At 37.4% G+C, this 14,091-nt stretch carries 25 protein-coding genes and 1 pseudogene; 19 read left to right on the top strand and 7 right to left on the bottom strand.

Annotated features, from left to right (window positions below):
* Window positions 1–69: 69 nt before the first annotated feature.
* From SMIDD26_RS03605 to SMIDD26_RS03620, 4 genes are all read right to left on the bottom strand, one after another.
* The gene (locus SMIDD26_RS03605) at window positions 70–1,275 is read right to left on the bottom strand and encodes a site-specific integrase (protein ID WP_348538396.1); all 1,206 of its coding nucleotides are present in this window, start codon (window positions 1,273–1,275) and stop codon (window positions 70–72) included.
* Between the two features lie 370 nt (window positions 1,276–1,645).
* Window positions 1,646–2,542, bottom strand: a complete 897-nt coding sequence (locus tag SMIDD26_RS03610) for an Abi family protein (RefSeq protein WP_061438977.1) — start codon at window positions 2,540–2,542, stop codon at window positions 1,646–1,648.
* Between the two features lie 59 nt (window positions 2,543–2,601).
* Window positions 2,602–3,552, bottom strand: a complete 951-nt coding sequence (locus SMIDD26_RS03615) for an Abi family protein (protein WP_023937584.1) — start codon at window positions 3,550–3,552, stop codon at window positions 2,602–2,604.
* Between the two features lie 149 nt (window positions 3,553–3,701).
* On the bottom strand, window positions 3,702–4,496 hold the full coding sequence (locus SMIDD26_RS03620; RefSeq protein ID WP_061438979.1) for a LexA family transcriptional regulator: 795 nt from the start codon (window positions 4,494–4,496) through the stop codon (window positions 3,702–3,704).
* Window positions 4,497–4,950: 454 nt separating this feature from the next.
* Between SMIDD26_RS03620 and SMIDD26_RS03625 the strand changes: the two genes are divergently transcribed.
* The 3 genes from SMIDD26_RS03625 to SMIDD26_RS12180 all read left to right on the top strand — a co-directional run bounded on the left by SMIDD26_RS03625 (window position 4,951) and on the right by SMIDD26_RS12180 (window position 5,655).
* Entirely contained in the window at window positions 4,951–5,181 is a 231-nt protein-coding gene (locus SMIDD26_RS03625) for a hypothetical protein (RefSeq protein WP_023938094.1), read from the top strand.
* Window positions 5,182–5,319: 138 nt separating this feature from the next.
* Entirely contained in the window at window positions 5,320–5,505 is a 186-nt protein-coding gene (locus SMIDD26_RS03630; protein ID WP_000274132.1) for a helix-turn-helix domain-containing protein, read from the top strand.
* 9 nt (window positions 5,506–5,514) lie between these two features.
* Window positions 5,515–5,655 carry a hypothetical protein gene (locus SMIDD26_RS12180; RefSeq protein ID WP_167747461.1) on the top strand — a complete coding sequence of 47 codons (141 nt, stop codon included), beginning with the start codon at window positions 5,515–5,517 and terminating at the stop codon, window positions 5,653–5,655.
* On the opposite strand, the gene SMIDD26_RS03635 is transcribed toward SMIDD26_RS12180, so the two are convergent.
* Together SMIDD26_RS03635 and SMIDD26_RS12675 are read right to left on the bottom strand one after the other, a co-directional pair.
* Window positions 5,629–6,021, bottom strand: a complete 393-nt coding sequence (locus tag SMIDD26_RS03635) for a DUF2513 domain-containing protein (RefSeq protein WP_061438981.1) — start codon at window positions 6,019–6,021, stop codon at window positions 5,629–5,631. The genes SMIDD26_RS12180 and SMIDD26_RS03635 overlap by 27 nt on opposite strands.
* A gap of 261 nt (window positions 6,022–6,282) precedes the next feature.
* Window positions 6,283–6,501 (bottom strand): hypothetical protein, encoded by a 219-nt coding sequence (locus SMIDD26_RS12675; protein WP_061438983.1) that lies wholly within the window; start codon window positions 6,499–6,501, stop codon window positions 6,283–6,285.
* 144 nt (window positions 6,502–6,645) lie between these two features.
* On the opposite strand from SMIDD26_RS12675, the gene SMIDD26_RS03645 reads away from it, so the two are divergent.
* The 6 genes from SMIDD26_RS03645 (at window position 6,646) to SMIDD26_RS03670 (ending at window position 9,119) form a co-directional block, all read left to right on the top strand.
* A complete protein-coding gene (locus SMIDD26_RS03645; RefSeq protein ID WP_134990124.1) occupies window positions 6,646–6,822 on the top strand; it encodes a helix-turn-helix domain-containing protein in 177 nt (58 codons plus the stop codon).
* 8 nt (window positions 6,823–6,830) lie between these two features.
* On the top strand, window positions 6,831–7,706 hold the full coding sequence (locus tag SMIDD26_RS03650; protein WP_061438985.1) for a DUF3102 domain-containing protein: 876 nt from the start codon (window positions 6,831–6,833) through the stop codon (window positions 7,704–7,706).
* Window positions 7,703–8,113, top strand: coding sequence for an ORF6C domain-containing protein (locus SMIDD26_RS03655; RefSeq protein WP_061438986.1), 411 nt, complete (start codon window positions 7,703–7,705; stop codon window positions 8,111–8,113). Before SMIDD26_RS03650 ends, SMIDD26_RS03655 begins: the two co-directional genes overlap by 4 nt.
* A gap of 33 nt (window positions 8,114–8,146) precedes the next feature.
* Window positions 8,147–8,362 carry a hypothetical protein gene (locus SMIDD26_RS03660; RefSeq protein WP_061438988.1) on the top strand — a complete coding sequence of 72 codons (216 nt, stop codon included), beginning with the start codon at window positions 8,147–8,149 and terminating at the stop codon, window positions 8,360–8,362.
* Window positions 8,363–8,576: 214 nt separating this feature from the next.
* Window positions 8,577–8,762, top strand: a complete 186-nt coding sequence (locus SMIDD26_RS03665; RefSeq protein ID WP_246746900.1) for a hypothetical protein — start codon at window positions 8,577–8,579, stop codon at window positions 8,760–8,762.
* A 174-nt stretch (window positions 8,763–8,936) separates the two neighbouring features.
* Window positions 8,937–9,119: a hypothetical protein gene (locus SMIDD26_RS03670; RefSeq protein ID WP_061438992.1), complete on the top strand. Its 183-nt coding sequence runs from the start codon at window positions 8,937–8,939 to the stop codon at window positions 9,117–9,119.
* Here SMIDD26_RS03670 and SMIDD26_RS03675 read toward each other — a convergent pair.
* On the bottom strand, window positions 9,116–9,340 hold the full coding sequence (locus SMIDD26_RS03675) for a DUF2188 domain-containing protein (protein ID WP_061438993.1): 225 nt from the start codon (window positions 9,338–9,340) through the stop codon (window positions 9,116–9,118). The genes SMIDD26_RS03670 and SMIDD26_RS03675 overlap by 4 nt on opposite strands.
* Window positions 9,341–9,456: 116 nt before the next feature.
* On the opposite strand from SMIDD26_RS03675, the gene SMIDD26_RS12185 reads away from it, so the two are divergent.
* The 10 genes and pseudogenes from SMIDD26_RS12185 to SMIDD26_RS12690 all read left to right on the top strand — a co-directional run.
* Window positions 9,457–9,600, top strand: a complete 144-nt coding sequence (locus SMIDD26_RS12185) for a hypothetical protein (protein ID WP_167747462.1) — start codon at window positions 9,457–9,459, stop codon at window positions 9,598–9,600.
* Between the two features lie 102 nt (window positions 9,601–9,702).
* Window positions 9,703–9,993: a hypothetical protein gene (locus SMIDD26_RS03680; protein WP_061438994.1), complete on the top strand. Its 291-nt coding sequence runs from the start codon at window positions 9,703–9,705 to the stop codon at window positions 9,991–9,993.
* Window positions 9,994–10,004: 11 nt separating this feature from the next.
* Entirely contained in the window at window positions 10,005–10,331 is a 327-nt protein-coding gene (locus SMIDD26_RS03685; protein WP_061438995.1) for a hypothetical protein, read from the top strand.
* A gap of 16 nt (window positions 10,332–10,347) precedes the next feature.
* A complete protein-coding gene (locus SMIDD26_RS12190) occupies window positions 10,348–10,491 on the top strand; it encodes a hypothetical protein (RefSeq protein ID WP_167747463.1) in 144 nt (47 codons plus the stop codon).
* A 105-nt stretch (window positions 10,492–10,596) separates the two neighbouring features.
* A complete protein-coding gene (locus SMIDD26_RS03690) occupies window positions 10,597–10,776 on the top strand; it encodes a hypothetical protein (RefSeq protein ID WP_061438996.1) in 180 nt (59 codons plus the stop codon).
* The gene (gene bet / locus SMIDD26_RS03695) at window positions 10,773–11,522 is read left to right on the top strand and encodes a phage recombination protein Bet (protein WP_061438998.1); all 750 of its coding nucleotides are present in this window, start codon (window positions 10,773–10,775) and stop codon (window positions 11,520–11,522) included. Before SMIDD26_RS03690 ends, bet begins: the two co-directional genes overlap by 4 nt.
* Before the next feature lies 1 nt (window position 11,523).
* Complete coding sequence (locus tag SMIDD26_RS03700) at window positions 11,524–12,573, top strand: DUF1351 domain-containing protein (protein WP_061439001.1); 1,050 nt, start codon at window positions 11,524–11,526, stop codon at window positions 12,571–12,573.
* Between the two features lie 36 nt (window positions 12,574–12,609).
* Window positions 12,610–13,113, top strand: coding sequence for a hypothetical protein (locus SMIDD26_RS11440; protein ID WP_134990125.1), 504 nt, complete (start codon window positions 12,610–12,612; stop codon window positions 13,111–13,113).
* Window positions 13,114–13,335: 222 nt separating this feature from the next.
* Window positions 13,336–13,539, top strand: a pseudogene (locus SMIDD26_RS12685) (helix-turn-helix domain-containing protein); the annotation flags it as partial.
* 136 nt (window positions 13,540–13,675) lie between these two features.
* Window positions 13,676–14,091: RusA family crossover junction endodeoxyribonuclease (locus SMIDD26_RS12690; RefSeq protein ID WP_061439004.1), on the top strand; the 416-nt coding region annotated here is incomplete at its 3' end.

The following is a 14,091-nucleotide window of genomic DNA, read 5'->3' on the forward strand; positions in this document are numbered from 1 at the left end:
TCGTTTGAAATCAGTGGGTTTCTAGCGTGTTAACCAAAAGTGAATACGATATTGAATACGGCATGACTTTTAGCTGGAGCGGATGAAATCCATGAGCTGATTAACGACTTCAACACGTTGATTATCATTGATGTGGGTATACATATCAAGGGTGATTTGAACATTATTGTGACCGAGTCTATCTGAAATGATTTTCGCTGTAACACCAGCTTCAAATAGGAGAGAAGCGTGTGTATGTCTAAAGCCATGAGGTGTAATTTTTTTAAGCTCATTGTGTTTACAAAAGAATCTTCTAAGCTTCACTTTCATAGTTGCAGCCAAAAGCCATCCTCCTATGTCATTCGTAAATATATAATTCGATTCATGTTTGTAAGGCACACTAGCCTGAAAATATTCTTTTATTTGCTGACGTTTCCAGAGTTTCAATACATTCAGAGTTTCATCATCTAAGGTAATCACTCTCTTACTCTTTTTGGTTTTAGGGTCATGAACAGTTTGTTTGTCACCAATTACGACAGCTGTCCGAGAAATACTTAACAATTTATTTTCAAAGTCAACATCTGACCACATGAGTCCGATAGCTTCTCCAGTTCTCAAGCCAGAAAAAGCGAGCAAGTGAAAAAAGGTGTAGTCTACTGGCTTACAATTTGCTTTGTAAACTTTAAGAAACTCCGTTAGTTCCTGTTTTGTATAGTGATTCTCTTTGCCCTTTAAGGGTCTATTTTTAGGCTTGATAATCTTGTCTAAGGGATTTAACTTAATGATGTCAAGAGAAACGGCATACTTGAAAATACGGCTGATTACAGAGTAGTAATTAGCATAGAGGATATAGCGATTACTTAACTGGATAGCAACCTTTTGACAATAAGCTACACTGATCTGCTGAATCTTCATATCTGTAAAATATAAGTCAATCATAACATCAAGTTTGTTCTTAATAAGCTGGTAGGTTGTGGGTTTTACAGTGTTTTTATAGCTTTCAAGCCACAAATCAGCGACTTCAGCAAAAGTAGGGTTTTGGAAATCTTCATTGTTTGAAAAACCATTTTCTTCAACATCTAAGAGTAGGTCACGTTCGGCTGCTTTAGCTTCTTTAATGGTTTTAAAACCACGGCGTGTTGTGCGTTTTTCTTTTCCAGTGGCAGGGTCTATGCCTAGGTATGTTTGAAAGAGATATCTAGTCTCTCCTTTTTTTGTAATGTATTTTTTATCATAAAAAAGTCCTTTCTTTTCGATTGCTTGCCCGCATAGTTGAAAAGGTGTAGAACTTATGATAAACTATAGTTGTATTTTTTTTATCATCTTTTCCATTGCTTGCTTGATGGAAAGTTAAATCCTCACACTCAAAGTTTGGCGATGGCGAGTGCGGGGATTTTTTGAGTTGTTTCCAAACTGGAAAGAGATGCTATCTCGTCAGATAATAAAATAAAGCGTACCTCTTAGAAGTACACCAGACGATTTTATCCTTGACGAACAAGGCTTTTTTACATTCTTAGTGTATTTCTTTTTTTAATTTTTGTCAAACGTCAACTTATTCTTGATTAAAAAAGAAAAAGTCAACAATAGAGAATTGCTGACTTTTTCTATAAACCCAATTGTGTGAGCCAAGGGCGAACCTTGTTTCTGTATAACGATAATATCATTATTACTTCAAAAAGTCAATGCATTTTATAAAAATAGATTCAAAAAATTTTTTTATTCTAAATTCGGACTTATTAAATGTAGGAGCGTTCTGTGAATATTTCTCAACAATTAAATCAGCTTCAATCAGTCGTCTCTGGTTTAGTTCATCGGAACATAATTTTTTATGAAGATAAAATAAATTGATGATGTCAATGATTTTTGGATAATGAACTAATGCAAGATTTATCTTCATTGTATTTGCATAAGATTTTGTTTTAGGGTCTGGTTGTTTTATGTGATCAGCACCGTCAAAAAGATTTATTAAAAAAACATTATTATGAGCGCAAGAATTTCTAATATTTTTAATCAATTTGTGTTGAGTAGTATACAGAGGGTCTGTTTTCAGCTCTGATTTTTTTATATATAAATCAGCAAGCGTAGTAAAATCACCATAACTTACAATTTCTAAAAATACCCAAATAGATAAATCTGTTCTTTTTTGAAACATATCTTTTTTATATTTATTTAAGCGAAATTGTTCAATTATATTTAAAAATTTTTCAGGGTACTTATTTTTAAATTCTTCAATTATAGAGTAACCGTCTTCTTTGTCGTCCTCTGTAAGAAGTGTCATAAACCTTGTTTTTAACGAATGTTCTACATCTAAACACATTAGTAATAATAGTTCACGTAACCGAACATCTAAAGAAGCGCAAATCGTTAAATCTAAGAAATCTAAGTTATCGTACTTTCCTTTGGGATTTTTAGGGAAATTTTTTCTGTAACTAGTGATTTTATAGTAGTAACTTCTAGTTTTAAGGTAATCAATAAGTTGGTCTTTAGAATAGTTGTCAATAGTAATATTTTTATCTAAAATTTTTTCGTACAAATCTTCAAAATTGGATTTAGGTTTTTCCATTCTTTTCTCCTTTCTACTACATGCCAACTATTTCCAAAATGGAAACAGTTGGTTTTAATTTATACTCTTGGTTCATTACGGTGCCAATCATTAGGAAAACCTAAAGACTGGTTGATTACATTGATGTCTATAGAAGGCAGTTTTTTCTCTAGTTTGATAACTTTCTTTCTAAGAGTATTCCATAAAATGTTGAATTCTGCTTTACTAATAAAGCATTGAAGGCTAATAATTGTTGAATATACAGTTTTTCTACTGTCATCTCCCATCAAGATCTCTTCGTTATGAATCGTTTCCCAAAACGTACTATTAGAACGGCATCTGAAGTTTAATAAGCGATTATTGTGAGCGCATTTGTTTCGTACCTCGTTAATATTTTTTAGAAAAGATATCAAGGTTTCTGGTGGGAAAACATCGTTAAAGTCAGGTATGTTTGTGCTTATAAAACTTACTAAATCCCGTGCGATTTCATTTTGGAGTGAGTTCGGCAGGTTTTCAATAATCGTGCGTAAATCTCCAAACTCTAGATAATCAGTTAGTACCCAGATTGGGACATCTGAATGAGTATGTGCGTAGTGGTGAATGGAATTTCCTCTGTATCGCTTGTTTGTGTTTATGATTTTGGATAGTTTTGATACAATAAATCCCACGTCTAATATCTTATTATCTGCATAAGAATTGGTGTTTAAATAAGCGTATTTTTGACTGGGGTAGGCTTCGGCGAATCTGTGAGCAGTGATTGACTTGATATGGTGTTCAGCTTCAAGAATAGCTTGCAAAATGGCTCGTTTTACATCTTTATCAAATGTATAGAGACTTGAAACTTCGTCAAATGTGACGCCGTCAATATAAGTGTCAGTACCAGGGTGTTGAAAAAACTTACTGTATCCATTGATAATATTGTAGTAATTGTTACTTAGCAGGTACTTAGCTGCTTTAGACTCATCTGTAATGGATAACCCTCTGATTTTTAGTGTTGCGATTTGTTCCTCGATTGTTTTAAATGGCTTCAAAAAAAACTCCCCCATTCTAATTTAGAATGAAGGAGTTTTCCCGTATCGGTCCCCGTAGAGATCCCGACGCTTTTTCTCTAATGAATTCATTCTAAATGATTTTTTTTAAAAAGTCAACTGTTTTTTAATATTTTTAAAAAATAATTTTTTTACTCCCCTCTATACACTCCAACAACTGCATAAATCTTGATGTGTGTGTCTTCGGCTGGTGGGAAGTCTAGGATGATGTCTTCGTACTTGTCATTGAGTGATACGAGGCGTAAGCGTCCGTTTTCGGTATAGATCTTCTTGAAGTAAGAACGGTCTCCGTATGCGATAACTGCTAGGTCTCCGTTGTAGGTGGTCAGTCCCTTGTCTACCAAATAGAGAATATCTCCGTCTTGGTAGTTAGGCTGCATGGAGTCTCCGCTGACCTTGGTCGCAATGTCGTGACGTGGCGGTTGCTGGTCAACCTCTATAGTCTCTCTGTCTGTATCGTCGTACCCAAATCCATAGTTAAATCCAGAAGCTGCTGCCGTCTCAGATACAACCTCAACTTGGTACAAGCTGATAACTTCCGACACTTCGTTTACCTTCGTTTCTTCTTCATTTTGCTCTGTGTACATCTCGCCGTTTGCTTTTTGCCTCTCCAGAAGCTCCTCAGAAGTCCGTAGCACGATTTTTTTATTATCTGGGGTTAATTGTACCACCTTGTCCGTTATCTGCTGTGTGAGCGAATCTGGGGACGTTGTAGGGGTGGTAACTTTAGAAAGACTAAATAGTTGTTGTGGCTCAACTTCGAGAGCAGCAGCATAAATTCTAATATCTGTTTCGTCTAATTGTCGTTTGCCGTTTTCATGATTGGATATAGTATTTTGTTTAAAACCAGTCAACTGTGACAATTCGTTTTGTGTCATTTTCTTAGATTTTCTGATTTCTTTAATAGAATTACCTAGTATATTCATAAACATTTCCTTTCTCTACCTATAATATATCACAATGAGATAAAAAAATAAATAAAAAAATCTCAAAAAGTGATAAAAAATCATTGACTTATATCTCAAAATGAGATATAATAGTCTTGTAAGGTTGAGAAAGGCAATCTTAAGACAAGGAAAACAACAGAAAGGATGGACTAAATGAAAAAGCACAAAAAGAAAAGACTTACCAATGAAGTCAAGATCGGTTTGATAATAGCCCTCATCAATCTAATCTCTGCACTGGTAAATCTTATATCAAAACTCTTCTAGGAAGAGAGTGGAAGGGGCGAAAGCCCCAACCACTATTGTGTAATTTCATTATAGCACAAGGTAGAAAAAATGCAAAACAAAACCGCTAAATTTATCACTTGGTCTTTGATTGCCTTAACTATTCTAGTTATCATTATTACTTGACTTATATAAGAGAGGAGAATTATTGTTGACAAATAAAGAGAAAATACGTTCTCAATTTCTTCTTCCTAAAATTCGATTAAGGGAAGAACGTAGAAAAAGAGAGCTTACTACGTTATACATGGCGGACTTGATTGGGTTAAAAAATCGTCGTCAGTATGAACTTAAAGAAAAAGGTCAGTTTCCTTTTCAGGATTATGAAATGGCAATTATTGCTAATAAATTCGGAATGAGTGAAACTGACTTATTCTTCAGTTAAAAATATCTCAAAAAGAGATAAAATAAACAAAAGTCAAAAAGGTCAAACTTTTTCAAAAATCGATAGAATAATTCTATCAAAACTGTTGACAAGTACCAACAGTTTTGAAAAGACCTATTAGTAGAAAGGAAAAAGTCGATGTATGGAGCGAAAATGAGGGAGCTGAGAACGGCTCAAAAGCTGGGCTTGCGTGAGCTTGCCAAGCGAACCTTGATAGACTACACGACCTTGTCACGGATCGAGAACGACCTGAAGGCAGTGACGCTGTCGCAGGCGGTGGTCATCGCCAAGGCGCTAGGGTGTAGGGTGGAAGATATGTTGTAGGAGGGGAAGATGAACGAACTAAAAATAAGAAAAGATGGTATCTATTTGAATAACCAAAAATTAAAAGGTGTGCAAGCAATCAAAACAAAAAGCACGGCTGAAAGCAACCATGCTACTGTCTACTTAAAATTTATTGCCAAGCTGATTTGAAATGAGGTTGGTAATAACTTGTGATGAAATATCTTTAAGGACATCCAGTGAAAAAGAACCAACATTCTTTGCTATATCTTTTGTCCGATTCCAATTGGTATCTTGACGAATATTATTGATGAACTGATGGCCTTTAGGAGATAGATCTCTTACCATACAACCTCCGCCAATGAAGTACGAAACTTTATCAATGAACAATTCAGAATGTTCACATTGTCTTATATGATACATTATTTCGTCAACTTCATACTTTGGTTGTAAATTGCTGAAGTCATCGGGTTCAGTGTACTTAGCATATGTTTTGAAAGTAGTTTTACTTTCAATATCTAGCAGTATATCTCTTATACAATCAGGATTTAATTTCATCAGAATTACCTCGTTAAGAAAGGAGAACGAAATGAACGAACTAGGACTAATCATAGTAACAATCGTAAATGTAGTTTGTGCTGTCATAAATCTATTTTGCTTTATTAAAGACAGGATGGAATGATTTGTGTTTGAAAATGAAACGAAAGGAATGGATTATAAATATGAGACCAAGAAAATATCCGTATAGTAAAAAGCAGGTTCAGTATAGAACTGTGAAACGAAGTCTTGGACTAGGTAAGGGGATTATGATAAAGCATGTTATTGAGGATAGTTTTCCCCATTCTCCCCGTACTCTTTCTTTAGAGCCATAAGGATGGTGTAGTGAAGTTCTGCGTAGTCCACCATGATGTCATTAGCATTTACCATTAGATGGCCATTGTCGCTGTTTCGCCATAAACTGGAAGAAGTTTCTGTTAATGATGTTGGCAGTAGAGAAACGGTTATATCGTGGGCTATTTCAGATAAACTTTTTTGCACTGGTGATTCCTCCTTTCTGTTGAATTTTTGACTAAAACGGTGAGAGGTCCTAGTCGAGAATGATTATAACACAATATAAATTAAATAACAATATGTAGTGTTTTTATATGTTCAAAACACAATATATTGGGAAAGGAGCAATGTGTGTGGAATAAGTTTAAGCATTTGTTGATTGAAAAAGGGATGACACAGAAGGCATTAGCTGAAAAAGCTGGTATTAGTCCAAATACAATCAGAAATATCAAAACCGAGCGTATTTCTTTTAAGAACATGTGCAAAATCGCTGATGCACTGGAAGTCAGCTTGGATGAATTTAGATAGGAGAGGGAATGAATGAAATATCTTTATCAAACAACCTCAATCAGATTGAACTAGAAATCAATCATCACAAACAAATTGCAGGTCAGTCAATTTGGGAAATCGGCAGACGACTAAAACATGTCAAAGAACGTAATCTTACCCACGGTCAATTTGGAAGTTGGGTAGAGAGTATAGGAATTGCTAGAACAGAAGCAAGTAGATTTATAAAAATAGCTGAAGAGATTCCAAATTTGGGCACGTACACAAATTTGGGGACAAAAGCCCTTTATCTCATTGCAACCCTACCAGAAGAGGAGAAACAAGCTCAAATTAACAGGATTGAGCAAGGGGATAATCCGACGGTAAGGGAATTGCAAGATTTGAAATTAAAATTTTCTGCAGCTAAAAGAAAAATAATGGAACTGCAAAAGGGGCAAGAACCAACTAAGGAAATCGTGAAAGAAGTTCCTGTTATGCCAGCAGACTACCAAGAAGCTCTCCAGAATCGTCAAAAACTAGAAGCGCGTGCCAAGTCTGCAGAGGAAAGGAATGCTTTTCTTGAAGCGCAATTAAAAGACCTGTACGCTCAACGTGCAGAAGTGGATGAAAAATCGAACAAGTACGATGAATTGACAAAAGCCATTCAGCAATCCAAAGGGCAGTTGGACGACTACCAGAAAAAAATCGCTTCCTACAAGAATATCCTTAGCCTTATCCAGAAAGGGAATGATTTTCTTGCCAATATGGGCGGTCTTATCTATGCAGATGAAGAAAAAGTCTTACATACGGACGGTGTTGCTGGTCAGGAGTTCGATAGTTTCGTCAATCGAGGTATCCGATTCTTTACGGATTTACAAAAAATTAGAAATAAAGGCAATCAAATCTTGGAAGGAGAAATTTTATGAAGCACGAAGTAGTTAAAAGTCAACTAAACGAACTGACTCAAGAAGATATCTTGATTCAGGTTCTACAAACTCAAAAAGAATTAAAGCAAAATCAGGAAGTGTTAGCAGGGGATGTTGATTATTTAAAAAATGAGCAGCCTGTTAATCCGTCCATTTGTCTGGAACTTGAAAATTTACGAAGAGTGAAAGTTATCATGGCTCTTGGCGGTAAGGATAGTCAAGCTTATAAAGATCGCTCTCTTGCCAGCAAGGTCTTTCGTCAGGCTGCTAAAGACTTTAAAGAATTCTTTAGGATTCCACGGTATGACCTGCTGAAGAAAAAAGACGAAGAGAGGGCTTTTGATTACTGGAAGTCATGGGAACCATCACATAATACCAAGATGGAAATCAAGACCATAAATGGGTAAATGCTAAGCAATTTAGAGAAGGAGATAGTAAAGATGCAACCAGGTAAAGGGAGACCAGCAAAAAAGAGTAGCCGTGGAGTTCGCACGGTCGCAATCTCAGATGAACTATTTGAGGATTTATATGAGCTAGCTCAAGGAAGCGGAATACCAATCAGTCAAGCGGCGGATTATATCTTTAAAAACGGACTGAAAAACGTCCGCATAGAGACGGAAACAGTCACCAGAAAACGCTTGGTATTTGAGGATTAGGAAGGAGAAATCATGTTAGATTTTAAGAACTTGGAAGCTCAGCTCATCTTTCAAAAATCCAGTTAATGATTACACTTCTGTCAGCAATGATTTTCTCAAAGATTCGAACCTAGAGCCTGCTTCTATCGGTATCTTGATGGTCGTCCTCAGCAATAAAGAAAATTGGCTGGTCTATCCAGAAGAAATCGCAAAGCGTTTAGGAGTGAGTCGGGATATGGTAGATAGGCATTTCAAAAAGATAGAGAAGGCAGGTTATCTCAGAACTTTTAAAAAAAGTCTCGGCAGAGGGCGAGGAGTTCAGACTTTCAGATTCTTCTCAGATACAAAAATAACTGATTTTCAATTTGAGATGATGCAACAGAGGTTAGAGGAGGCTTTAGAAAAGTTATCCACAGGTTAGCAGTTACATTTCCTTATTTTACAAATCTGTATTTTACAAATCAGTAAAATAAGGCACTAATAAATATTAAATAACAACAAGTATTAAATAACAATAAATATTAAAAGACAACAAGTCCTACTTCTCTTAATAAATAAAAGAGAGGGTAGAAAAATAAATACAAAGGAGAAAGAAATGAGACCAAGACGATATCCGTATAATTTCAAACCAAATCTGATGAACATTTTAGATAGTCGCTTTTATACACGGCTAATTGTTGAAACAGAGGATGGAGCGAAAAAAATAGCAGAAGTCACACTAGATGATGTAACTTCTGCTGCAGGATATGTTGTAAGACTAAGACCAAATTATGGCTAGCCTTTAGGTGGGAATGGATCTTTACCGTGGCTGTCACGGCTTTGAATTTTCCCATCTTTGCCATGAATGATAAGTTCGGAACCTTGATTTCGTGAAATCTGTCTAGCAATATTTGTAGCTTCACTCTTTGTAGTAGTATGAACAGTTGCTCTTGAATTGCCAGCACCTTTCACGTTCCAACCACCATTTTTGGCAGGGACAACATGCTGATTTTTACCCATGATTAAATCTCCTTTCTGTTGAATTTTTGACTAAAACGGTGAGAGGTCCTAGTCAAGATTATTATAGCAATTTAGGAGGATATTACATCAGTCTTGAGGCTGATATAGGAGGTTGAATGGAAGATAAAATCATCGAACTTGCTGATTACTTCATCAGCGAGAACACAACGTACAGAGAAGCTAAAATAGCGTGTGAGAAGCTATTGAAACAAGTCATCCATGAGATAGAACTCAGGGCGATGGAAAGTAAAACAGTTTGACAACAACGCAAAAAGCACCTAACGAAGTCAGGCGCATACTAAAATAATCAAAACCATTATATCACAAAAATGCTTGCCCGCATAGTTGAGAGGATGTAGAAAATGGAAGGTATAACGTTACAATTACGATTAGATGGCGAAAGTGCTGAATTGTTCACGAATCAATTGTTGGCCTTTGCTGAAAAGCAGGTCAAGGAGCAGTTAGAGAATGATCGCATGCCAATCAATCAACAAGCTTTGATGAAGAAGTTCGGCTTTACTCATGGCTATGTTAAGCAGTTAGAACGCAAAGGATTAAGATTTCGTAAGCAAGGGAAAGATATTATGTACGATATCAATGATGTTTATGAGATTTTGGAATTAGAGAAAGAAGTACGAAAATTAAGAGCGTAAGGAGAAATAAGATGTTTGAACCACCGATTTTAGACCAGTTAATGGGTGTTGGAGCCTTGCTGATTGGATTTGCAGGGGCTTATCGTCATATCAAACTACAAGAGGAGCGTAAGGAAGAAGAGAGACGAGAAGAGCAAGAATTTGCGTCTATGATTATCCAAGGCTACAACCATGCATACGAACGTGGTAGAGAGGCACAGCGTCAAGAAATCCGCAAGAATATCCGCAGAGAGTTCAAGGGTTTTACCTACGACAATGAACCGCCTGTAGGATTGCGCCCTGAGCCACTAGCCTTGCCAGAACCACGAAAAGCACGCTATGCAAAGTATTTGGGATAGAGCAAAGGAGACGCTGATGACTAGAATTGAACTTGAAAACCGTGTGTGGCTTTTGGCCAATCATAAAGAAAAAAACGAATTGCTGGACCTTGAGCTAACATCCAAGGCTAGATATGTGAAACGAGTGCTGGAACTTGGAAAGGTGTATACGCATGTTTGATTATGACAGAGATATAATGCAACCGCCTGAAGAACGTGAAGAACTTGACCCAAGCCAGTACATCTATGTTGGATGTGGACAGTATCGATATGTGGGTGATGAAATATGATCCAGGAACTACACGCAGAAATCGATAACTGGCGAGCTGAGTATATGCATCTTGGAATTGAGATCGGAGAAATCATCAACGACCAACAGGATATTATTTTGAAATTGCAAAACGAAAATCGACGCTTAAAGCGTGAAAATTGGAATTTGAAGAAGACGAAAGGAAGAAGAAAATGACAAATAATCAATTAGCAACGCAGACAAAACGTGATATTACTATTGACCCAAGTTCATTGACTGGGGCAGACATCAAAAAGTATTTTGACCCACAAAACCTGTTGACTGAAAAACAAATAGGTCAGGCTCTAGCCTTATGTAAAGGTCGCAATCTTAACCCATTTGCTAACGAGGTCTACATTGTGGCTTACAAAAATCGTAATGGAGGCACAGAGTTCAGTTTAATTGTCTCCAAAGAGGCTTTCTTGAAACGTGCCGCTCAATGTAAAGACTATGAAGGCTTTGAGGCTGGAGTAGTGGCGGTAGATAGCGAGGGTGTTATGCACGAACGCAAAGGGGCAATCATGCTCCCAGGAGACACATTGATAGGCGGATGGGCAAGAGTGTACCGCAAAAATTTCAAGGTACCTGTGGAGATCTTTGTTAGCCGTGAGGAATATGACAAGAAACAAAGCACTTGGAACTCTATGCCAGCTACTATGATTAGAAAGACGGCTCTGGTAAATGCTCTTAGAGAGGCTTTCCCTGAGGATTTAGGCAATATGTACACAGAGGATGACGGCGGAGAAACATTTGACCGTATCAAAGATGTCACACCTCAAGAAAGTCGAGAGGATGTCGTAACACGCAAGATGGCTCAGATTGAGCAATTCAATAAAGAACAAGAGGCGAATCACCCAGTTCCTGAACCTACTCAAGTTGAGAAGACAGTCCAAGGCGAACTCTTAGAAGAAATGGAGTACTAACATGCAAGAATTACAAGTAAGTGTAACACAAGCTCAGGTTGAAATTTTAGACCGTGAGTTGTTTGAACAAAATATTAAAGAAGTGGTAACGAAGTACCAGAATTACACAGTTACTGCTTCGACAATCAAGGACGATAAGCAGGTATTAGCTGATCTCAGAAAACTGTTCAAGCAGATATCTGATGAACGTATCAAAATCAAAAAGGTTTTGTCAAAAACCGCTGATGATTTTAACGAATACATCACAGAGCAGGTTGAACCGCTTGATGGTGTTATCAAAAAGATTGCGAAAGATGTCAAAGAGTTTGAAGACCACCAGAAAGCACTCAGACTGGATACTGTTAAGGGTTACATTACAAATAAGGCGTCAGAATACATGCTTGACCCTCGTCTATTTGACGAGAAGGACCTTGAGTATGTCAAGGCTGGCGATTTCATGGCTGACGGCGTGACGCTTAAAAAAGCCACTATGAAGTCACTTGATGACATGGTCACATTTGAGTTTCAGAAACAAGAAGAATACAAGAAAACCATCTCAGCAATCTCAGGGCAATGCGCTGAGTACGGAATGACAGACCAGCCATATATTCGGATGTTGAAAGACATGACTTTGGTTGAAGTGTTGGAACAAATCAAGGCAGACTACGCTTTTGAAAAGCAAAAAGAAGAAGTTAGATTGGCTCAAGAGCGAGCTGAACGAGAACGTGAGGAAGTTTTAGTTCAACAAGAAAATGAACATCCAGAGTTTAGAACAATCCTTGGCTGTCATATCGACGAGGAGACGCAAGAATTTGATCCAGAAACGGGCGAAATCTTAGGCGGTGGGCAATTATCCCAAAACCAACAAGAAGCCGTCAGAGGGGTCGAAAACGGCTTAAAACGATATACCCAAAAGATGACCTTGGAAGTGTATTTCGCTGACACGAAAGAAAAAGACTATTTCAAGAATAGCCTTGCGGATTTGGGATTTGAATACAAGAAAAATTACACTGTCCAAGGTTATCAACGAATTGAGCCGTTGACGCAGGTAGAACTTGAAATGAAATTGTAGAAGTCCGGGATATTATCCAAGAAAAGCGAGGAAAGAATGAAAATTTATATTGAACAAGATGACATAAAATTGAGCTTTGAGCGAGCGCAGAAACTTGACTATCAAACCTTATTCAAAGCCTATCAAATGGTTACAGGGTCTGATGAAATTCTTGAGGATTTAAGTCAGAAAGAGCCCGAGAATACAAAGACCGTTTTAAAAAATGATGCTGAAGTCGATCATGTCAATATCAAGGAAGCTATAGACAGGTTGTCAGCAAAATTTAGCAGAAGTCCAGCGGTTTCGCAGAAACCAAACGAGAAGGTAGATGTTGATTTACAATGTCCATTTTGCGGATGTGCGAAGCGGTGGAAAGTCCCGCCTTACTTTACATTCATGAATTGTCCTGACTGCCAAGGTTCAATTTTCTTGTCTTGGGCGACAGGAGTTAAAGATGAATTGGATGAAAACGGATTTTATTTCAAAGCAGACAGTCCGATGAAATTTAAGGATCAGACAGATGAATTCGAGGATATGTTTGCTGTTGAAGAATCAAGATAATCAAAACCAACTGTTTCCATTTTGGAAACAACTCAAAAACCAACAAGCCGTGCATTCTTGTAAAACTGCGAACTAGAAAATGCGTCAGTGACACTTATGTGACTTTGGATGAATGGCGCAAAGAATTTCACTCACGCTTGCTGTGCTCACAATTTGGCAGGCGTGGGATTTTGGTAGAAAGTATGGCAGAGAGGAGATTATGAAACTGAATGAGGTGCTTGGATGAATAGATTGAAAAAGCTACGTAAAGAAAAAAAGCTATCTCAAAAAGAAATAGCTGAAACTTTGGGATTTTCTTTAAGGTCATTCCAACGAATGGAAAACGGAGAAAGCCAAATCAAACCAGAAAAAGCCCAGCAACTTGCTGACTACTTCGGGGTAAGCGTTGGGTATCTGTTGGGGTATGAAAGCAACCCATTGGAACGACTGAAAAGCTTAGTTGATGAATTAAAGGAGCACAAGGACTTGTTAGGAGTTCTGGATTGGTACACAGCTTTTGATTTAGCTAATGACATTCTTGCAATAGCAAGCGTGGAAAAAGCTAGATGGCTAGGGAGGTTGAATGCAGGAAAGATTGATTCTTAAATTTGAGTTAAACAGAAAGCAGATGATTAACTCAAATGATAGACCGCACTTTCATCAAAAGGCTAAAATCACTAAGTTTTTACGGCAATTAGCTGCATACGAGGGTAACAATGTACTGAGAGATTACTTTGGGTTGCCTTATAGCGAGGACAAGCCTTGCAAGGTTAAGGTTTGGATATATCCTCCGACAAATCGGAAGTATGATCCACCGAACTGGTCGCCAACAAGTAAGGCTTTGTTTGACGGATTGACGGACGCAAAGATTTGGACAGATGATAATTACAACGTGATAGTATCGACTGAGTTCATGCACGGTGGCAAGTCCGGAAATAAGAATTATAGGATTGAGCTGGAGATTTACGAATATCACGAGATATTGCAAAGGATAGTAGA

The sequence above is a fragment of the Streptococcus mitis genome (genome assembly GCF_001579035.1).
Taxonomy (GTDB): Bacteria; Bacillota; Bacilli; order Lactobacillales; family Streptococcaceae; genus Streptococcus; species Streptococcus mitis_J.